Raw genomic sequence first — 19870 nt, forward strand, 5'->3', positions numbered from 1 at the left:
ACGGCGAGACCAGCAAAGCCGTCGCTCGGTGGATGCATGACGCGCATTCACAGAGCATGCCAGAGCGCCCAGACCCAAATCACACCGCAGTTCCCCGGACCCCGCCGATGCCCCGCGATTACTACGAAGTCCTCGGCTTGAGCCGCAACGCCAGCGAGCAGGACATCAAAAAGTCCTTCCGCCGCCTGGCGATGAAGTACCACCCGGACCGCAATCCGGACGACGCCGAATCGCTTGCCAAGTTCAAGGAAGCCAAAGAGGCTCACGACGTCCTCAGCGACCCCCGCAAGCGCTCCGCCTACGACCAGTTCGGCCACGCCGGCGTCAGCGGGCAGGGCGGCTTCGGCGGTGGCGGCCCAAGTGACTTTGGCGCCGGCGGCTTCTCGGACATCTTCGGCGATGTCTTCGGCGACATCTTCGGCGGGCGCGCCGGCGGTCGGCGCACCCACCGCGGCACGGATCTGCGCTACGAGCTGTCGCTGACCCTGGAAGAGGCTGTCGCGGGCAAGGACGTCAGCATCAAGATCCCCACCACGGTGGAGTGCCACTACTGCGGCGGCAGCGGCGCCAAGCCCGGCACCAAGCCCAAGGAGTGCAGCACCTGCCATGGGCACGGCCAGGTGCGCATGCAGCAGGGCTTCTTCTCCATTCAACAGACCTGCCCCGCCTGCCGCGGTACCGGCAGCGTCATCGATGATCCCTGCAAGCACTGCCGCGGCAGCGGCCGGCTGCGCGAGGAGAAGACCCTGAGCGTCAAGGTGCCGCCTGGCGTCGACACGGGCGATCGTATCCGCCTGGCGGGGGAGGGCGAGCCCGGCGAGCAGGGCGGCCCGCCAGGGGATCTCTATGTACAGGTGATGGTGCAGGAGCACCCCATCTTCACCCGCGAGGAGAGCCACCTCTTCTGCGAGGTGCCAATCAGCTTCGCCACCGCGGCCCTGGGCGGCGAGATGGAAGTGCCCACCCTGAGCGGCAAGGTCGTGCTCAAGGTCCCGGCGGGCACCCAGACCGGCAAGATGTTCCGCATGCGTGGCAAGGGCGTGAAGCCCGTGCGCGGTGGCCCGGTGGGCGACCTCATCTGCCGCGTCGTGGTCGAGACCCCGGTGAACCTCACCGAGCGCCAGAAGGAGCTGCTGCGCGAGCTGGACGAGACCCTGGCCCACGGCGGCAAGCACCACAGCCCGCACTCCACCAGCTGGCTCGACGGCGTCAAGAGCTTTTTCGAGAAGATGGGGCTCTGACAAGGAGCAGGTCCCTCTGCGCCTTATCGTCTTTTTGGCTTTGGGCTCCAGGATGGCTGCCTGCACCGAGCCCGAGCGCTGCTGAAATGGCTGGCATCCCGCCGGCAACTCGCAGCGCTTGCGTCCTGCCGACCCCGCCCATTCGCTTGGCTCCCCCTTCACCGAACAACACCCGAGGTCGGGCAAACATTTGTACCGACCCGCATCGACGGCGCCCGCGTCGGATGCGGCGAAGCGTCTGCTGGTCTGAACGTCACAGGCTATTGACGTTTGGGACAGCAAAGGCGGAGCATGCCAGCGCCGACGCATCGCTAGCATGATGCGTTGCCAGCCATAGCGCCCGCTCGGGCACCTCCTCGCTAGTACCCGGAGGGAAGCACGCCCGTGCACGCCGCTGATGGGGCGGATGCGGATGAGTGGCGCACACGGCCTCGCATCTGGACGCGCACAAAAACAAGACTGCCGAAAAAAACCACTGGCTCCGTTAACGCGGGCGGAGGAGGATAAGCATGCAATCAGGCTACGTCCTGTCCATCGACCAGGGCACCACCGGCACGACGGTGCTGGTCTTCGACCATGCGGGGCAGGTGCGTGGCCGCGCCTACTCCGAGTTTACGCAGCACTATCCGCGGCCGGGCTGGGTGGAGCACGATGCCGAGGAAATCGTGCTGGTGTCCATGAAGGTTGTCGCCGACGCGCTGCGCGCGGCGGGTATCCAGCCGGACGAGTTCGCCGCCATCGGCATCACCAACCAGCGCGAGACCGTGGTGGTCTGGGACAAGGCGACGGGTAAGCCCGTGGGCCGCGCCATCGTTTGGCAGGACCGCCGGACAGCGCGCTACTGCGACCAGCTGAAGGCCGAGGGCGTCGAGGACATGGTCCGCGCCAAGACCGGGCTCGTCGTCGACCCCTACTTCTCCGGTACCAAGCTCAAGTGGCTGTTGGACAATACCCCGGGCCTGCGGGAGCGGGCTACACGCGGGGAGGTCTGCTTCGGCACCATCGATTCCTGGCTGGTGTACCAGCTCACCGGCGGCAACGCCCATGTGACCGATTACTCCAACGCCTCCCGCACCCTCCTCTACAACATCCGGGAGCTGACCTGGGATGCCGAGCTGCTGGCGCTGTTCGACATCCCCGCGGCGATGCTGCCGGCGGTGCGCCCGTCGTCGACCGTCTACGGCGAGACCAATCCGCAGATGTTCTTCGGCACTCGTGGCATCCCGGTGGCCGGCATCGCCGGCGATCAGCAGGCGGCGCTGTTCGGCCAGGCCTGTCATAGCCCCGGCATGGCCAAGAACACCTATGGGACGGGCTCCTTCGTGCTCATGAATACGGGCGCGGACGCGGTCGCCAGCAACGAGCGCCTGCTCACCACCATCGCCTGGGGCGTCGGCGACGAGCCGGTGCAATATGCCCTGGAGGGGGCCATCTTCGTCACCGGCTCTGCGGTGCAATGGCTGCGCGATGGGCTCGGCGTCATCGGCAATGCCGCCGAGACTCGCGAGCTCGCCCGCGGCGTGCCACACAACGAGGGCGTCTATTTCGTGCCGGCGTTGGTGGGGCTGGGTGCACCGCACTGGGACCCCTACGCCCGCGGCATGCTCATCGGCATCACCCGCGGCACCGGCAAGGGCCATGTGGCCCGCGCCGTCCTGGAGAGCATGGCCTACCAAACCCGGGACGTCATCGATGCGATGCAGCGCGACTCCGGTATCACCTTGAAGGAGCTGCGCTGCGACGGCGGCGCCTCGGTGAACAGTGTGCTGATGCAGTTCCAGGCGGACATCCTCGGTGTCGAGGTGGAGGTCCCGCGCATCGTCGAGACCACGGCGCTCGGCTCTGCCTATCTCGCAGGTCTGGCCGTGGGCTTCTGGGAGAGCAAGGCGGAGATCGCCGAGAAGTGGGCGCTGGACAACCGTTACCGCCCGCGCATGGACGCGGACCAGCGTGAGCGCCTGTATCGGCGCTGGCACAAGGCCGTGGACTTGGCCAAGGGCTGGGCGCTGGACGATGAGTAGTCCCCGTCCCAGTGGGAGCGGCATCCCTGCCGCGACGCGGGGCGGGCAATGTCCTGGAAGTCATCGCGGCAAGGATGGCGCTTCCACGGTCGCCCAGGCCGCTCCCCGCTGACAAGAGCCGAGGTCCAGTGACATGACCCTGCGTGAGAATAACATCGCCAAGCTGTCCGAGGGCGTCTTCGATGCGCTCATCATCGGCGGCGGCATCAATGGTGCCGTCTCCGCCGCGGCCCTGTCCGGCAAAGGTGCGCGCGCCGCGCTCATCGACAAGCGTGACTTCGCGGGCTTCACCAGCCAGCAGTCGTCCAATCTGGCCTGGGGCGGCATCAAGTACCTGGAGAGCGGCGACTATGGCCTGGTGCGCAAGCTCTGCTTGAGCCGTAACCACCTCATCGACAGCTACCCGAGCCGGGTCAAGGAGATCCGCTTCTTCGCCACCATCGACCACGGCTTTCGCTTCTCGCCCTGGTTTCTGTGGCTCGGCACCTGGGTGTACTGGCTGTTCGGCAACGGCTACACCAAGCCGCCGCGACTTCTCGCCAAGCGCCAGATCGAGCGGGAAGAGCCGGTGGTGGACACGGCGCGGGCCGCCGGCGGCTTCGAGTACTCGGATGCCTATCTGCACGACAACGACTCCCGCTTCGTCTTCCAGTTCGTGCACTCCGCCATGGACCGCGGCTGCATCGCGGCCAACTATGTGGAGTCCCTAGGGGCGCGCCGTGATGAAGACGGCCTCTGGATCACCCGTGCCCGCGACACCGAGACCGGCAAGCTGCTGGAGATCCGCTCGCGCGCGCTCATCAACGCCGCGGGCCCCTTCGCCGACGATCACAACCAGCTCACCAGCGAAGAGACCGCCCACCAGCATCTGTTCTCCAAGGGCATCCATCTCATCGTGCCCCAGATCACCGAGCACCGGCACATCCTGACCTTTTTCGCCGACGACGGGCGGCTCTTCTTCGTCATTCCCATGGGTGTGCGCACCTGCATCGGTACCACGGACACCCGGGTGGACACCCCCTACACCCAGGTGACGGACGCCGACCGCGACTTCGTGCTGGAGAACATCAATAAGCGCCTGCGTCTGGCGAAACCACTCATGCGCGAGGACATCATTGCCGAGCGCTGCGGCGTGCGCCCGCTGGTGGTACGCCGCCGTGCGGACGGTGCCGGTGAGGGCGCCGACAGGGACTGGATGCAGCTCTCGCGCAAGCACGAAATCGACGTGGATCGGGCCAACCGGCATCTCACCATCTATGGCGGCAAGCTCACCGATTGCGTCAACGTCGGCGACGAAGTCTCGGCCATCGTCAGCGGCTTCGGCATTGCGCTGCCCTTTGCGCACTACCGCTGGTACGGCGAGCCGCATCGCTCGGTGTACGAGGAATACATGCACCAGGCCAAGCTCATGGATCTGGACGGTCTGACCTCGCCCGAGTCCATCGAATCGCTGTCGTCGCGGCTGTGGCGCCGTTACGATCAGCAGGCCTTCGAGCTGCTGGCGCAGATCCGCGAGGACCCGCGTCAGGCTGAGGTGCTGATCAAGGGCACGGATTATCTGCGCTGCGAGATTCAGCTCGCCAAGCGCCAAGAGATGATCGTCAAGCTGGAAGACTTCCTGCGCCGGCGCTCCAAGATCGCCCTGGTGGTGCCGCGGCAGACCATCCAGCACGCCGATGGTCTGATGGAGGCCTGCCGCATCCTCTTCGGCGACCAGGCCCAGGCCCGCTACGACGAATACTTCGGTGAGTCGCGGGCCGTCACCCCGGCGCAGTCGCTGCAGCCCGAGGCGGCGACGGCATGAGCCCATTCCTCGGTGAGATCATCGGCACGGCGATTTTGCTCCTGCTCGGCAATGGTGTGGTGGCCAACGTCGTCCTGACCGGCACCAAGGGCAACGGCGCCGGCTGGATCGTCATCGCCTGGGGCTGGGGTATGGCCGTGTTCGTGGCCGTGTTCACCGTCGCCGCCTTCAGCGGCGCGCACCTGAACCCGGCCGTCTCCGTCGGGCTCGCGGTGGCCGGCAAGTTCGAGTGGGCGAAGGTGCCGGCCTATTTGCTGGCGCAGTTCGTCGGTGCCATGCTCGGCGCCGCTGCCGTCTGGCTGCTGTATCGCCCGCACTTTGCGCAAACCGACGACCGCGATCTCAAGCTCGCCTGCTTCTGCACGGCGCCCGCGGTCAGGGATGTGCCGTCGAACCTCTTCTCGGAGGTCCTCGGCACCTTCGTACTGGTGTTCGCGGTGCTCTTCCTGGCGGTGTCGGTGTTCGGGCTTGGCGCGCTGGATGCGCTGCCCGTGGGGCTGCTGGTGCTGGCGATTGGCTTGAGTCTCGGCGGCACCACCGGCTATGCCATCAACCCGGACCGCGATCTGGGCCCGCGGCTGGTGCATGCGCTGCTGCCCATGCCCGGCGGCAAGCGCAACAGCGATTGGGGCTATGCCTGGATTCCGGTGATCGGGCCCATCCTCGGCGCCGGGCTCGCGGGGCTTTTGTACCTGGTCTTGCAGGATCCGACCAGCGTGCAATTCCGCTGACGCCGCCCGGATCGCGGCGTCCTCGGGGCGGCCGCCGCGGCGTGGCCGAGACCAGGCCCGTCGGGCGGATGCACGCAGCACGAGCCACGCGCCGCAAGCATGTCCGCATTGGAGCCCGCCATGAGCCGACGCCCGAATCCGCCCCCGACCCGCTCCGAGCGGGCGCAGATCGGGCGGCGCCGCTTCTTGCGCAGCGCCGCGACATTCGCGGCAGCATCCCTGCTGCCCATCGCCCGGGGCTTCGCCGAAGCGGGGCCGTCGCCTCCCATGCGTGCGGCGGCCGCCCGCCGCTGGGTGCTCGGTGAATTCACGCCGAGCACCCTGGGCGTCGACGCCCAGCTGGCGGAGATGGACTTCTTTATTCGTGCCGCCGCCCCCTTCCGGGGTCAGCGCATCCACGTGGTGTCAGAGACCATCCCCACCCACGTCTACGAGCAGCGCTTCTTGGCCCGCGCCTTCCACGAGATCACCGGCATCCGGGTTCAGCACGACCTGCTGCACGAGGGCGAGCTGGTGGAGCGCATCCAGCAACAGACCCGCAACGGGCGCAACCTCTACGACGCCTATGTCAACGACACGGACTTCGTCGGCACCCATACCCGCAGCGATGCCGTGGTGCCCTTGTCCGACTGGATGGCGGGTGATGGTGCACCGGTTACGCTGCCGACGCTGGACTTGGATGACTTTATCGGGCTGCCCTTCGCCACCGGGCCGGACGGCAAGCTCTACCAGCTGCCGGACCAGCAGTTCGCCAACCTCTACTGGTTCCGCTACGACTGGTTTCAGCGCGAAGACCTGAAGCGCGCCTTCCAGGATCGCTACGGCTACCCCCTGGGGGTGCCCGTCAACTGGCAGGCCTACGAAGACATCGCCGACTTCTTCACCAACCGCGTTCGCGAGCTCGGCGGGCGCCGCGTCTATGGCCACATGGACTACGGCAAGGTGGACCCGTCGCTCGGCTGGCGCTTCACCGACGCCTGGCTTGCCATGGCCGGTGTCGGTGACCCGGGGCTGCCCAACGGCGTCCCTGTGGACGAATGGGGCATCCGCGCCCGGGGCTGCCATCCGGTGGGCTCAGCCGTGGCTCGCGGCGGCGCCACCAACAGCCCGGCGGCGGTGTACGCGCTGCGCAAGTACCTGGACTGGCTGCAAGAATATGCGCCGCCCGAGGCGCGCGGCATGGACTTCAGCGACGCCGGCCCGGTGCCCGCCCGCGGCGACATCGCCCAGCAGGTGTTCTGGTACACCGCGTTCACGCCGGCCATGATCAAGCCCGGCGCCGCTGTGATGGGTCCCGACGGCAGCGCGAAGTGGCGCGTCGCGCCATCTCCCCACGGCGTCTACTGGGAGGACGGCATGAAGCTCGGCTACCAGGATTGCGGCGCCTGGACCCTGTTCGCCAGCACGCCATTGGCCCGCCGCCGGGCCGCCTGGCTCTATGCCCAGTTCTGCACCTGCAAGACGGTGTCGCTCAAGAAGACCCTGGTGGGTCTGACTCCGATCCGCCAGAGCGACCTCGCCTCCGAGGCCATGACCGAGGCTGCGCCCCGCCTCGGCGGGCTGGTGGAGTTCTACCGCAGCCCGGCGCGTATGGCCTGGACCCCCACCGGTCTCAATGTGCCGGATTACCCTAAGCTTGCCCAGCTTTGGTGGACCCGCATCGGCAAGGCCGTGCGCGGCGAGCAGTCGCCCCAGCAGGTTCTCGATGAGCTGGCCCGGGCGCAGGACAAGACCCTGGCGCGCATCACCGCCGCGGGCACACTGGCCCGCTGCGAGCCCCGCCTGAACGAGCGCGAGGACCCGAAAGACTGGCTCGCGCGGCCGGGTGCACCGAAGCCGCAACGCGCCGAGTCGAGCGAGCGCGGCCGCACGGTCGACTACGAAACACTGTTGAGCGCTTGGCGCGCCGGTCGTGTGGGCCCTGTTTGAGCAGGGCGGATGCCGCCGTCAGGCAAGCTCGGTCAACACCGGTTGCAGGATCTTCGCTCCCTGGCCCGCGGCCAGGTGCCGGCATGTTGATGACATGCCCGGCGGCCTTGCGAATTGCTGCATCCGCTCGGCGCAGGTGGCGTTCAGTCTGGCTCGTTTGGTTGTGGTCCACCAGCCGGCGGGGCAAAGGCCACGGCGGACGCTGCCGAGATCGCCGCCCGGAGCGTTTGGAGGCGCTGGCATAGGCCTTGCTTATGGGCCGGGTGGACTCTCCCGGCGGCGCCGGCCAAGACGAGGGGTTCCCGAGCACCGGCGCCTCGCCGCTCAGCAACCAACCATTACGAGGACAGCATGGAGTACACCACCCTCGGCGATACCGATCTCGAGGTCTCGCGCATCGGGCTCGGCACCTGGGCTATCGGCGGCTGGATGTGGGGCGGCACCGACGAGGCGCGCTCCATCGACACCATCCGCCATGCCGTGGACCTGGGCATCAATGTCATCGACACCGCGGCGGTCTACGGCATGGGCCATGCCGAGTCCATCGTCGGCGAGGCCCTGGCCCGGCACGGTCTGCGCGAGCAGGTGGTGCTGGCCACCAAGTGCGGCATCAATTGGTCGGATGACCACGAGCGCCTGTGGCGCGAGGCCACCCGGGCGCGCATCGAGCGGGAGGTGGACGACTCGCTGCGCCGGCTGCGCACCGACCGCATCGACCTCTATCAGGTCCACTGGCCCGACCCGCGCGTGCCCATGGAGGAGACCGCCAGCGTCATGGCGGAGCTATACAAGGCCGGCAAGATCCGCGCGATCGGCGTGTCCAACTTCGATGTGGCCCAGATGGATGCCTTTCGCGCCGTCGCGCCCCTGCACGCCAATCAGCCGCCCTACAACCTGTTCGAGCGCGCGCTGGGCGACGCGGTGCTGCCCTACTGCGCCGAGCACGGCATCGGTACCCTCACCTATGGCGCCCTGTGCCGCGGCCTGTTGAGCGGGCGGATGTCGCGGGACCGGGTCTTCGAGGGCGACGACCTGCGCCAGGTGGACCCCAAGTTCCAGCAGCCGCGCTTCGATCAATACCTGGCCGCCGTCGATGCCCTGGACCGCTTCGCCCGCGAGCACGCGGGCAAGGACGTCATGGCGCTGGCCCTGCGTTGGCTGCTGGACCAGCCGGGCCACAGCGTGGCGCTGTGGGGGGCGCGGCGGCCGGATCAGCTGGACGCGGTGAGCAGCATCGATGGTTGGCACCTGGATGCCGACGCCATCGCGACCATCGACGCCATCATCGCCGAGCATGTCACCGACCCCGCCGGGCCCGAGTTCATGGCGCCCGCGGCGCGGGAGGAAGGCGCCTGAGGCCGCGCGAGTGGTGCGGGCCGGCGCTCTGCCCGGCGTTACGGTCAAGCTGGGCCATGGCCCGACTGGGCCCGAGTGCTCAGCGCGGCAATGAAAGCGCAGGGTCGTCTGCCCCTGCCGGCTGCGGCTTGCGACAGACCAGCCTGACCGCGCCGTAGCGGAAGGCGATGTCGGCGTCCGCCCGCACGGTGTCGAAGCCCGCTGCCATGGCCTGCTGCATCGCCGTGGTCGCATAGCCTGCCGCTAGCATGCGCTCCGCGCCGGATGCCAATAGCTCGCGTAGGTACCGGAGCTGCTCGGTGCGCTCGCGGCTGGTATCGGCGCTGCTGATGACCAGCCGGGGCGTTTCCGCCAGCACTTCGGCGCCGAGGGATGCCGCAATGCCCCGCAGCTTGGCGCCCACGCAGGGATCGCCGCCGCCCACCTCCGCCTGACAGCGGTTGAAGGCGTCCCACCAGGCGCTAATGGCCGGCTGCGGCGGGTCGAAGCCGAAGGTATGGTTGTCGACCTCGGTGAGGATGATCCGGCCTGTGGGCTTCACCACCCGCAACAGCTCGCGGACCACGGCTTCGGGGTCGGCCAAGTGCTCCAGCACCCAGATGGTCATGCCGACATCGAAGCTGTCGTCGGGGAAGGGCAGGGCGCGGGCGTCGCCCTGGAGCAGGCGGATCTGCTCGCGCCCGGCGAGCCAGGCTTGGCCGGCGCGCAGGTGCATGCTGCTCAGGTCTACGCCGGTGAGCGTCAGATGCGGGGCGCGCTGCGCAATCAGCTGAAGCTCGGCGCCGACGGCGCAGCCCACCTCCAGCAGGCTGCGGTCGCCGGACAAATCCAGCCCGCCGAACACTGGTGTCGCCAGCATTCGCGCCTGCGCCATCAGGCGTTGGCGCTCCGCCTCACTGAAGCCGTGGATGTAGTGCTCCGCCATCGTCGCCTGCGCGTCGGACCCCATCCCGCCATTATCCCGGTAAGTCGGCAGGATTGGCCATATTGGCACCGCTGCCGGCCGCGTTGCCGTCCGCACTGGCTCCCCGGCTCCGCTCGGGAGCCCAGCCGGGAGGCTCTGCCTCCCGAGCACAAGGTAGCACCGCGAGGCGGAGCCTCGTGACCGCATTCCCGGGCGGAGCCCGGGAACGAGCGCAGGCGTCGGCACGCCGATCCCGCACGATGTTTTCGGGTTCGATGGTGCGCAAGGCTGGGTTGCGGCTTGGATGTCGGCGGCGCTTGACCTTGCCGCGCGGGGCACCCTTGGGCAGACTCCGGTGTGACCTGAGCGCAACATGTGGTCGCCTGCCTCCCTTGCCGTTGGAATTCGCACCAGTGACCGATCACCGCCATCCCCGCGGGGCCGAGCTCAATCTGTCCCTCGTCGTCACCCTGGGCGCGGTTGTCGGGCTGGTGGTGGGACTGCTGACGGCGAGCTTCGTGCTGGCCATCTTCGCGCTGAATGACTGGCTGCTGATCTCGCCGCGGGCGCGGATGATGTTCGAGCACCGCGCCTGGCTTGCGGCGGCAGCCGTGGCGGTGCCGACGCTGGGCGGCCTGGTGGTGGGGCTGCTGCATCGCTTCATCGCCGAGGGGCGCCCGCACGGGCCGCCGGACGTCATCGCTGCGGTGCAGACCCGCCAGGGCCGGCTGCCGCTGCGCCCGGGCCTGCTGTCGGCGGTGAGCAGCCTGGTGTCGCTCGGGTCCGGGGCTTCGGTGGGGCAGTACGGGCCGCTGGTGCACATGGGCGGGACGCTCGGCTCGGTCGGGGCGCGGCTGCTGCGGGCCGGGCGCTCGGACGACAACATCGCCATCGCCTGCGGGGTCGCGGCGGCCATTGCGACGGCCTTCAAGGCGCCCTTGGCGGGCATCCTGTTCGCGCACGAGGTGGTGCTGCGGCACTTCGCGCTGCGGGCCTTCGCGCCGGTGGCGGCGGCGGCCATCGCCGGCTATGTCATCGAGGACCTGGTGTTCGAGCGCCCGCCGCTGTTCCACGTCGCCGCCGCCGAGATCGTCCACCGCTGGGAATACCTGGTGTTCCTGGCCATGGGTGCCGCCGGCGCCCTGGTGGCGGCGGCCTATATGCGCGCGGTGCTGGGCGCCGCCTGGCTCGCGCCGCGCTCGCACATTCCGCGGGTGCTGCGCCCGGCCGCCGCCGGGGCGGTGCTGGGCACGGCGGCGCTGTGGGTGCCGGACATCCTCGGCATCGGCGCCGAGACCCTGCGCTTCGCCACCATCGCCGGCGCCATCCCGCCGCCGGAGCTGGCGCTGATCCTGGTGGCCAAGCTGTTGGCGACGGCCATGTGCCTGGGCTTCGGCTTCAGCGGCGGGCTGTTCAGCCCGGCGCTGCTCATCGGCGCCCTGTTCGGGGCGCTGTGCGGCAACGCGGTGGCGCTCGTCACCGGCGGTGTCCAGGCGACCATGGTGGTCTATGCCGTCGCCGGCATGGTGGCGGTGACGGCGCCCGTCATCGGCGCGCCCATGGCGACGCTGCTGATCATCTTCGAGCTGACGGGCAGCTATACGCTCACCACCGCGGCGCTGGCCAGCGTCGCGCTGGCCAACCTCACCAGCGCCCGGGTGTTCGGCCGCTCGCTCTTCGACGTGCAGCTGCGCCGGCGTGGGCTGGACCTGTCCGCCGGGCGCAGTCGGGCGCTGCTCCAGGGCGAGCGCATCGCGCCCCTGGTGCAGCCCGCGCCGGTGACCCTGGCACCGGACCTGCCCATTGCCGCCGCCATCGACACCCTGGGGCGCCGCGGGCGCGCCGAGGGCTACCTGGTGGACGCCGACGGCAGCTACCGCGGCACCGTCACCCTGGCCGCGCTGGAGGCCAGGCGCGGGCAGGGCGCGGCGCCGGTGCTGGACGCCGCCGAGGCCGAGCGCCCGGTGGTGGCCGCCGACAGCTCGCTCTGGGTGGCCGTGGACCAGGCGCGCACCCTCACCGGCGAGGCCCTGCCCGTGGTGGAGCGCGGCGGCCGCCGGCTCGTGGGCGTGCTGTCGGAGGTGGCCCTGTCCCGGGCCCATGTGGAGACCCTGGATGCCGTCAGACGGGAGGAACATGGTGGCGGGTAAGCCGGGCAGACATGCCGCGGCGGATCACCTGCTGATGTGCGGGCTCGTCCTGGCGATGGTGCTGCCGCCGGGCTCTGCGCTGCTCGCCGCGCCCAACCCGGCCTACATGCACCAGCCGGACGCGCCTGCGGCTGCGACGGGCGCGCCGCCGGCAGCCCCGAGGGCGGAGGTGGCGGCGCCGACCGGCGATCCGCCCATGCTCACCATCGCCACCTGGGGCGGGGCTTATGAGCAGGCCCAGCGTGCGGCGCTGTTCGAGCCTTTCACGGCCCGCACCGGTATCGAGATTCGGGTGGCGCAGTACGACGGCGGTCTCACTGAGCTGCGCGCCCAGCACGCCGACGGCGAGGTGACCTGGGATGTGGTCGACATGACCATGAGCGATACCCTCACCGCCTGCCGGGAGGGGCTGCTGCGCCCGCTGCCCCACGACGACCTGCCGCCGTCGCCGGACGGCACCCCCGCCCGCCGCGACTTCATCGCCGGCGCGCTGACCCGCTGCGGCATCGCCCACACCGCCTATGCCACGGTCATCGCCTACGACCGCCGCGCCTTCCCCGGCATCCGCCCGGACCGCGTCGCGGACCTGTTCGACCTGGAGCGCTTCCCCGGCCGCCGGGCGCTCCAGCAGGCCCCGTTCGGCAACCTGGAGTGGGCCCTGCATGCCTACGGCGTCCCCACCGCAGACATCTACCGGCTGCTCAGCACCCGCCGCGGGCTGCGCCTGGCCCTGGCCCGGCTGGCGGACATCGCCGAGCAGGTCGTCTGGTGGCAGGACGGTGCCACGCCGGCGCGGCTGCTGGAGCAGGGCGACGTGGTCATGGCCACCGGCTACAACGGCCGCTTCTTCGCCGCCATGGCCGACCGCGGCGCCCCCATCGAGATCCTCTGGGACGGCCAGATCCAGGAGCTGGAGAACTGGGCCGTCACCGCCGGCAGCCGCCACCTGGACGCGGCAAAGCGGTTCATCCGCTGGGCCACCAGCACCGACGCGCTTACCCGCTTCGCGCGCCACCTGCCCTACGGCCCGACGCGCCGCTCCGCCAGCCGCCGCGTCTCGGGGCACATCGGCACCGGCATCGACATGCAGCCCCACCTGCCGACCCATCCGTTCAACGACCGCAACACCATCGTCAAGGACGTGGAGTGGTATGCATGGACGCATGACCGCATTCGCCGCCTGTTTCGGAGCTGGCTGACGGAGTACGCCCTGGGCGACCCCGCGTTGTCGGGCGGCCTGCGCCTGAAGCCGTAGCGGCCGCTGGGCGGCAAAGTGCCGCGCCGCTCACCGCGACCCCCGGTATCCGGCGCCAGGGGGCCTGCAGTGCCCGTTGTCGTTCGCAGATGCTGCGGACGTACGTCGCAGCGGTTGGCTAATCAGCCCAAGCTCGGGCGGCTTTCGTCAATCGGCAGCGCCGGATCCCGGGACCACTCGTTCCAGGAGCCGAAGTAGATGCCGACATCGTCGACGCCGGCTTCCTTGAGGGCAACATAGGTGTTGGACGCGCGGGCGCCTTTGAAGCAGTAGAGGTAGACCTTGGAGTCGGCCTTGATGCCGACGCTTTGGAACTCGGCGGCCAGCTCTTCTTTGGTCTTGAATACGGGCACGTCGCCGGGCTTCATGACGCGGTACCACTCCAGCCACTTGGCGCCCGGGAGCCGGCCCTTGCGGGGGCAGAAGTCGACGCCGTAGGGGCTGGAGCTCAGGCCCACCCATTCGTCCACGTCGCGCACGTCGAGCTTGATGACGCTCGGGTCGTCCAGCGACTTCAGCATCGCGTCCTTGTCCAGCATGATGTCGGCGGCGCCGTCATCGACGGGGAAGGTCTTCGGCTCGGGCGAGACGGCCTCGGTGCTGCTCTCGTAGCCGTCGTGGATCCAGGCTTGGTAGCCGCCGTGCAGCACGACGGCTTTCGGATAGCCCAGATACTTGAGCAAGAAATAACCGCGGCAGGACTGGCCGTAGCCGGAGCTCATGGTGTCCTCGTAGAGCACGGCGACCTCGTCGCCGGAGAGCCCGGCGGCACCGAAGGCGTCGGCGAACTTGCCCTTTAGGGCGGCCATGCCCTCGGGGTCCGACGTGGCCAAATACGTGAAGATGTCGTGGATGTTGACGGCACCCGGGATATGGCCGGCGGCGTAGGCTTCGGGGGCGCGGGTGTCGATGATCACCGTCGGCAGCGAGTCCATCATGCCGTGAAGTTGCTCGGGGGAGATCAGGGTGTTCTCGTGCATCGGACTGCTCTCGTCTGGAGTTTTGTATCAGGCAAAGGGGTGACCTGCGGCGCGCAGGGCGACGCCGCGGTCAGCGCTGCGATTTCGAATTCGAGCTGGCGGCTCAGACGAGCCCGGTCACCAGGAACAGCCCACCCACGGCCAGCGCACCTAGGCCGCCGGTGCGGATCAGCGTGCTCGTCGTGGCCTCGGAGCGAGTGGCGAGCCGGCCGAGACCCAGCAGCAGGCCGGCCATGACCGCGTACTGGACCAGCGCGAAGCCGGCGAGGTAGCTGCCGAGCACCGGAGCATCGGCGCCGATGATGGCCTCGCCGTAGGCATACCCGTGGAAGATGCCGGCGCCCGCCAGCAGCAGCGCCAGGGCGCCGGCGCCGAGCTTGCGCCCGGAGACCACCAGGGCGCCGCCGGCGAGCACGCTCGCGGCCACCAGCAGCTCGGCAGCGGGGATGCCGAGCGCCTGCACATGGATCAGGGTGCCGGCGACGGTGCCGCCGATGAAGGCCGCCGGCAGCAGCCAGCGGGCGGTGCCGGTGACGGTGAAGGCGAGCAGGGCCGCGACCACCAGGAAGGCGAAATGGTCGATGCCGATGATCGGATGGCCGAGGCCGGAGAGCAGGCCCTGGGTCATGGTCTCTGGCGTCATACCGCCCATGGGGTGATGGGCCAGTGCCGGCGCGGTGGCGAGGAGGCCGGTGGTGGCGGTAGCGATGCGGGCGCTGACGGCGTTGAGGATGGCGGCGTGGCTGCTTCGGGTCATGATGGTGTCACCTCGGGACAGGGGGTTTGCGGAACTCTTGGGCTCGGATGCCGCGATGGGCTCGAATGCTGCGGCTGGGGCCGCGGCGCATGTGTTGCGAGGCGGTAGACCTCTGCCGTCCTTCGGCACGTCTCAGGGTGGTCTGCGGTTATTACGCGCTGTTGAATCGCCTTGTTTTTCGTAGGCCGTTTCGTAGTCGAGCGCCCGAATCAGCTTGGTTGCGAGCGCTTTGATTGTGAGTGCTGGCCGGAGCCTGCGCCCGGCTCGATATCCAGCACCATGATGCTGCCGTCGGTGCAGCCGAAGGCGATGGCGGAGGCCTCGGCGTTCCAGACGGCGCAGGCCACCTCGGCGTCCAGGCTCAGGGATTGGAGCGGGGCGCCGGTGTCGGACCAGATGCAGACGCGGCCGTCGCGGTCGGCTGAGGCGAGCAGCGCGCCGTCCGGTGCATAGGCGAGCGCCGTGACGGCGGTGTGGTGCAGGCGCAGCGGCGTCGGCTTGCCCTCGCCGGCGGCGGGGATGTCCCAGAGCACCAGGTCCTGGCCGCCGGCGGTGGCGACGCGCGAGCGCGTTGGATGCCAGTCCAGGCAGCTGACCTTGGCCGGATAGCCGCGCATGGTGAGCTGGGAGGAACCGCCCTTGCGGCCGGTGCCCTTCGAGCCCTGGCTGCGACTGGCCTGCCGCCACACCTGCAGGAAGCCGTCCTGGGTGCCGACGGCGAGCGCCTTGCCGTCCGGGCGCCAGCCCAGCACCACCGGCGCCCCCGGAAACTGGAGCAGCTGCACCGGTGCATCGCCGCCCACCTGCCACAGGTGCAGACCCTTGTTGGCGGCGGTGGCGAGGCGCTTGCCGTCCGGTGCCCAGGCCAGCGCCAGCACGGAGCGGTTGGCGTCGTACCACACGCCGAGGGATTCCTCGCCCCGCCAAAGGTGGATGCTGCGCCCGGCGGCGGCGGCCAGCAGCCGGCCGTCCCCTGTCCAGGTCAGGTGCTCCACCCAGCTCGATTCTTCGGCGAGGGTCGCCACGAGACCGCCGCGGGTGTCCCAGAGCGCGACACGGCCGTCTTCACCGGCGCTGGCAAGGACGGCCGGCAGGTCATTGGCTGGCTGCTTCGGCCGCGGGCGTAGGCAGAGGTTGGTGACGCCGCCGTCGTGGGCCTGCCAGGCGAGGCGCTCGGCCCCGTCGGCGCCGGCATGGGTGCGGATCCAGCCGTCGGCGCCGGCGGCCAGCAGTTCCTCGTCGGCGCCGCTGTGCCTGTCCGTACCGGCGGGCCGCCAGCGCAGCGCGGTGACCGCCTCCGGCAGCTGATGCCGCCAGCGTTCCTGCATCACCGTCGGTAGTGAGGCGGCTAGGCCGAGCACCAGCTGAGCCCCGCCGTTAGCTCGGCCCGGTCCAGGTTGCGGCCGATGAACACCAGTTCGCTGCCGCGGGGCTCGGCGTCCCGCCAGGGTTTGCCGTCGTCGCCGTCGAAGAGCATGTGCACGCCCTGGAAGACGAAGCGGTTGGGCCGGCCGCGGAAAGCCAGCACCCCCTTGGTGCGGAAGATGTCCGGGCCCTTGGTGCGCAGCAGGTTGGTGATCCACTGCTCGAAGCGGCTCGGGTCCAGCTCGCCGGCCGTCACGCCGACGGAGCCGACGCTGTCGTCGTGCTCGTGGGGGCTCGCGTAGCGGTGCTCGGCGACGGGCGCCGGCGCGCCGCCGGCGGCGTCCGTAAGCTGCATGTCGAATTCCTCCGGCAGGTGCTGGGTGAGCAGCACGTAGCGGCCGGCGGCGGGGATCCGGAGCCTGAGCCGGGCGCCGTCGGTGGCGTCGACGGTGAGCCGGTACAGGGTCTCGCCGGGCTCGGCGGGGGCATCGTCGGCGCTGCCCGAGCGGGTCTCGGCATCGCCCGAGTAGAGCAGGATGCTGCGGCGCTTCCAGTCCGCAAAGATTGCTTCATGCTCCAGACCGGGGCCGCCGAGGACGAGGTCGATGGTCGGGTCCGGGCCCGCAGCCAAGGCAAGCTCGTAGGTGCCGGGCGTAAGGTCGTAGAGCCCGGCCCATTCGAAGGGCAGCTCTTCCTGGAGGAATTCCGGCGTCTCGGCGGCGCGTGCCTCGAGGTCGAAGGCGCGCACATCCAGGACCTGATCCAGGTCGATGCCGCCGTGCTCGGTGGCCTGCACCCGCGCCAGGCGGTTCATGCCGCGCACGCGCTGCTCCAGCGCGGCGAGCTCGTCGGCGGAGACCAGGTCCGACTTGTTCAGCAGCAGGATGTCGGCGGAGGCGATCTGCGCACGGCACTCGTCGGAGTCGTCCAGGTGCTCGGTGATGTGCTTGGCATCCACCAGGGTGACGATGGCGTCGAGGCGCAGCTTGGCCTTCATCTCCTCGTCCATGAAGAAGGTCTGGGCCACAGGGCCCGGGTCGGCCATGCCGGTGGTCTCGATGATGATGCGCTCGAACTTGTGCTTGCGGCGCATCAGCCGGGCGAGGATGCGGATCAGGTCCCCGCGCACGGTGCAGCAGATGCAGCCGTTGTTCATCTCGAAGATTTCTTCGTCGGTCTGCACCACCAGCTCGTGGTCGATGCCGATCTCGCCGTACTCGTTCTCGATGACGGCGATGCGGTGGCCGTGCTGCTCCGTCAGGATGCGGTTCAGCAGCGTGGTCTTGCCGGCGCCGAGGAAGCCGGTGAGGACGGTCACCGGCACCCGTGGGTCGGCCGGGTCGAATGACGGGTCGAGGTCTGGGCGGGGCGCGAAGCCCTCGCTCTCAAGCGCGCAGGATGCGGTCATGGGGTCGGGTCCAGTGGTGTGCTCGATGATCTGTTGGGGTGCGGTCGTCGCTCGGCGATCGGTGCGACCTCAGTTGCCGTTGACGGCCTTGAGCGGCGGCGGCGCGTGCGGATCGGGCGCGTGCGGTCGGGCAAAGCCGGCGGCCTCGGCACGGGCGTCGGCCGCGGGGTCCACCTCCACCGGTGCCATGGCCTCGGCCTGGACCTCGCGGGTGTGGCCCGCATCGCGCACGGCGTCGTCGCGGTCGGAAAGCTCGCGGGACCGGGACACCAGGAAGTCCACCAGGTGCGTGCGGATGGGGTAGTAGCCGGCGTCGTGCACGATGGTGGTGCGGTCCCGCGGGCGCTCGATGCTGACCTTGACGGACTCGGCAACCCGGGCGTGCGGGCCGTTGGTCATGAGCAGGATGCGGTCGGCCAGCAGGATGGCCTCGTCCACGTCATGGGTGATCATGAACACCGTCTGGTGCGTCTCGGCGCAGATCTTGAGCAGCTCGTCCTGGATGGTGCCGCGGGTCAGGGCGTCCAGGGCACCGAAGGGCTCGTCGAGCAGCAGCAGCTGCGGCTGGGTGGCGAAGGCGCGGGCGATGGACACGCGTTGGCGCATGCCGCCGGAGAGGGCGGAGGGCTTGCGGTGCTCGGCGCCGTCCTTGAGTCCAACCATGTGCAGATACTGGAGGCTGTGCTCGCGCACCCGGGACTTGCTCCAGCCCGGGAAGCGCGCCCGCACGCCGAACTCCACGTTGCTGAGCGCCGAGCGCCAGGGCAAGAGCGAATAGTTCTGGAAGACCACGCCGCGCTCCAGCGACGGCCCGCGGACCTCCTTGCCGGCCATGTAGACCTCGCCGCCGCTGGGTGAGTCGAGCCCGGCGAGGACGTTGAGGATGGTCGACTTGCCGCAGCCGGAGTGGCCGATGATGCAGACGAACTCGCCCTTGTCGAGGCCGAAGCTGACGTCGTCGAAGACGGTGAGCTCGCCGTGCTCGGTGTCGAAGCGCTTGGCCAGGTGCGTGATGTCGAGGAAGTGTTGCTCTGCCATGGTCGTCACTCCTGGTATTGCACGAGGCGGGTAGCGCTGGCCAGCGCCATGTCCAGCAGCATGCCGACGAGGCCGATCATCAGAATCGAGAAGATCACGCTGGTGAGATCCAGGTTGTTCCACTCGTTCCAGACGTAATAGCCGATGCCGGTGCCGCCGACGAGCATCTCCGCGGCGACGATGACGAGCCAGGCGATGCCGATGCTGATGCGCATGCCGGTCAGGATGGTCGGTGCCGCCGCCGGCAGGATGACCTGAAAGGCGGTGTTCATGGGTGTCAGCTCGTGGGTGCGAGCCACATTGACCCAGTCCTTGCGCACGCCGGCCACGCCGAAGGCGGTGTTGATCAGCATCGGCCAGATGGAGCAAATGAAGATCACGAAAATGGACGACGTCTCCGAGTCCTTGATGATGAAGAGCGCCAATGGCATCCAGGCGAGCGGTGAGATGGGCTTCAGCACCTGGATGAAGGGGTTCAGGGCCTTGTACATCAGCGGCGACATGCCGATCAGAAAGCCGAGCGGAATGGCCACCAGCGCCGCTAGCCCGAAGCCCGTCAATACCCGGAAGATCGAATAGCCGAGCTGAATGCCGATGCCCTTGTCATTGGGCCCGGCGTCGTAGAAAGGGTTGGAGAGCTCTTCCACCGCAAGGCCGATGACCTGCGACGGGGGCGGAACCCGAGCCTCCTGGTCGGCGCCGCCCATGAGCCGCTCATACTCGGTCATTTCCGTGTCCACTTCGGGGGCCTTGTGGCTCAGCTGCCAGAGGCCAAGGGTGACCACCAGCAGCACCAGGGAGACCAGTACGGCACGGGCGTTGAGTGATTGGAGCATAGCTCTGATTCAGTTGGGGTCGTTGTGCTGTTCGGCGCGATGCGTTGACCCCGGCGATACGGGGCGTGCAAGGGCTCGCTCAATGCAATGAGCCC

Annotated in this window: 15 protein-coding genes; 8 read left to right on the forward strand and 7 right to left on the reverse strand. The window is 69.2% G+C overall.

Annotation, left to right across the window (positions count from 1 at the left end; translation table 11 throughout):
- Positions 1–107: 107 nt before the first annotated feature.
- The 6 genes from dnaJ (at position 108) to CKO31_RS15355 (ending at position 9082) form a co-directional block, all read left to right on the forward strand.
- Positions 108–1241: a molecular chaperone DnaJ gene (gene dnaJ, locus CKO31_RS15330; RefSeq protein WP_200239202.1), complete on the forward strand. Its 1134-nt coding sequence runs from the start codon at positions 108–110 to the stop codon at positions 1239–1241.
- A 509-nt stretch (positions 1242–1750) separates the two neighbouring features.
- Positions 1751–3262, forward strand: a complete 1512-nt coding sequence (gene glpK / locus CKO31_RS15335; protein WP_200239204.1) for a glycerol kinase GlpK — start codon at positions 1751–1753, stop codon at positions 3260–3262.
- A gap of 133 nt (positions 3263–3395) precedes the next feature.
- Complete coding sequence (locus CKO31_RS15340) at positions 3396–5066, forward strand: glycerol-3-phosphate dehydrogenase/oxidase (RefSeq protein WP_200239206.1); 1671 nt, start codon at positions 3396–3398, stop codon at positions 5064–5066.
- The gene (locus CKO31_RS15345; protein WP_200239208.1) at positions 5063–5797 is read left to right on the forward strand and encodes an MIP/aquaporin family protein; all 735 of its coding nucleotides are present in this window, start codon (positions 5063–5065) and stop codon (positions 5795–5797) included. Before CKO31_RS15340 ends, CKO31_RS15345 begins: the two co-directional genes overlap by 4 nt.
- Before the next feature lie 120 nt (positions 5798–5917).
- Entirely contained in the window at positions 5918–7726 is a 1809-nt protein-coding gene (locus tag CKO31_RS15350) for an ABC transporter substrate-binding protein (protein ID WP_200239210.1), read from the forward strand.
- Between the two features lie 351 nt (positions 7727–8077).
- Positions 8078–9082 carry an aldo/keto reductase gene (locus tag CKO31_RS15355; RefSeq protein ID WP_200239212.1) on the forward strand — a complete coding sequence of 335 codons (1005 nt, stop codon included), beginning with the start codon at positions 8078–8080 and terminating at the stop codon, positions 9080–9082.
- Between the two features lie 79 nt (positions 9083–9161).
- Here the strand turns inward: CKO31_RS15355 and CKO31_RS15360 are convergent, their stop codons facing one another.
- Positions 9162–10031 (reverse strand): class I SAM-dependent methyltransferase, encoded by an 870-nt coding sequence (locus tag CKO31_RS15360; protein ID WP_200239214.1) that lies wholly within the window; start codon positions 10029–10031, stop codon positions 9162–9164.
- 368 nt (positions 10032–10399) lie between these two features.
- On the opposite strand from CKO31_RS15360, the gene CKO31_RS15365 reads away from it, so the two are divergent.
- Together CKO31_RS15365 and CKO31_RS15370 are read left to right on the forward strand one after the other, a co-directional pair.
- A complete protein-coding gene (locus CKO31_RS15365) occupies positions 10400–12136 on the forward strand; it encodes a chloride channel protein (protein WP_322789155.1) in 1737 nt (578 codons plus the stop codon).
- Positions 12102–13391 (forward strand): ABC transporter substrate-binding protein, encoded by a 1290-nt coding sequence (locus CKO31_RS15370; RefSeq protein ID WP_200239217.1) that lies wholly within the window; start codon positions 12102–12104, stop codon positions 13389–13391. Before CKO31_RS15365 ends, CKO31_RS15370 begins: the two co-directional genes overlap by 35 nt.
- Positions 13392–13513: 122 nt before the next feature.
- Here the strand turns inward: CKO31_RS15370 and CKO31_RS15375 are convergent, their stop codons facing one another.
- The 6 genes from CKO31_RS15375 to ntrB form a co-directional block, all read right to left on the reverse strand.
- Positions 13514–14371, reverse strand: coding sequence for a sulfurtransferase (locus CKO31_RS15375; RefSeq protein ID WP_200239218.1), 858 nt, complete (start codon positions 14369–14371; stop codon positions 13514–13516).
- Positions 14372–14474: 103 nt separating this feature from the next.
- Positions 14475–15128 (reverse strand): HupE/UreJ family protein, encoded by a 654-nt coding sequence (locus CKO31_RS15380; RefSeq protein WP_200239220.1) that lies wholly within the window; start codon positions 15126–15128, stop codon positions 14475–14477.
- Between the two features lie 209 nt (positions 15129–15337).
- Positions 15338–16456 carry a WD40 repeat domain-containing protein gene (locus CKO31_RS15385; RefSeq protein ID WP_200239223.1) on the reverse strand — a complete coding sequence of 373 codons (1119 nt, stop codon included), beginning with the start codon at positions 16454–16456 and terminating at the stop codon, positions 15338–15340.
- Positions 16457–16476: 20 nt separating this feature from the next.
- A complete protein-coding gene (locus CKO31_RS15390) occupies positions 16477–17901 on the reverse strand; it encodes a CobW family GTP-binding protein (RefSeq protein WP_200239225.1) in 1425 nt (474 codons plus the stop codon).
- 69 nt (positions 17902–17970) lie between these two features.
- Positions 17971–18939: an ABC transporter ATP-binding protein gene (locus CKO31_RS15395; protein WP_200239227.1), complete on the reverse strand. Its 969-nt coding sequence runs from the start codon at positions 18937–18939 to the stop codon at positions 17971–17973.
- A gap of 5 nt (positions 18940–18944) precedes the next feature.
- A complete protein-coding gene (ntrB, locus tag CKO31_RS15400; protein WP_200239230.1) occupies positions 18945–19775 on the reverse strand; it encodes a nitrate ABC transporter permease in 831 nt (276 codons plus the stop codon).
- Positions 19776–19870: the final 95 nt, after the last annotated feature.

This window comes from Thiohalocapsa halophila (genome assembly GCF_016583825.1).
In the GTDB taxonomy this organism is placed as follows: Bacteria; Pseudomonadota; Gammaproteobacteria; order Chromatiales; family Chromatiaceae; genus Thiohalocapsa; species Thiohalocapsa halophila.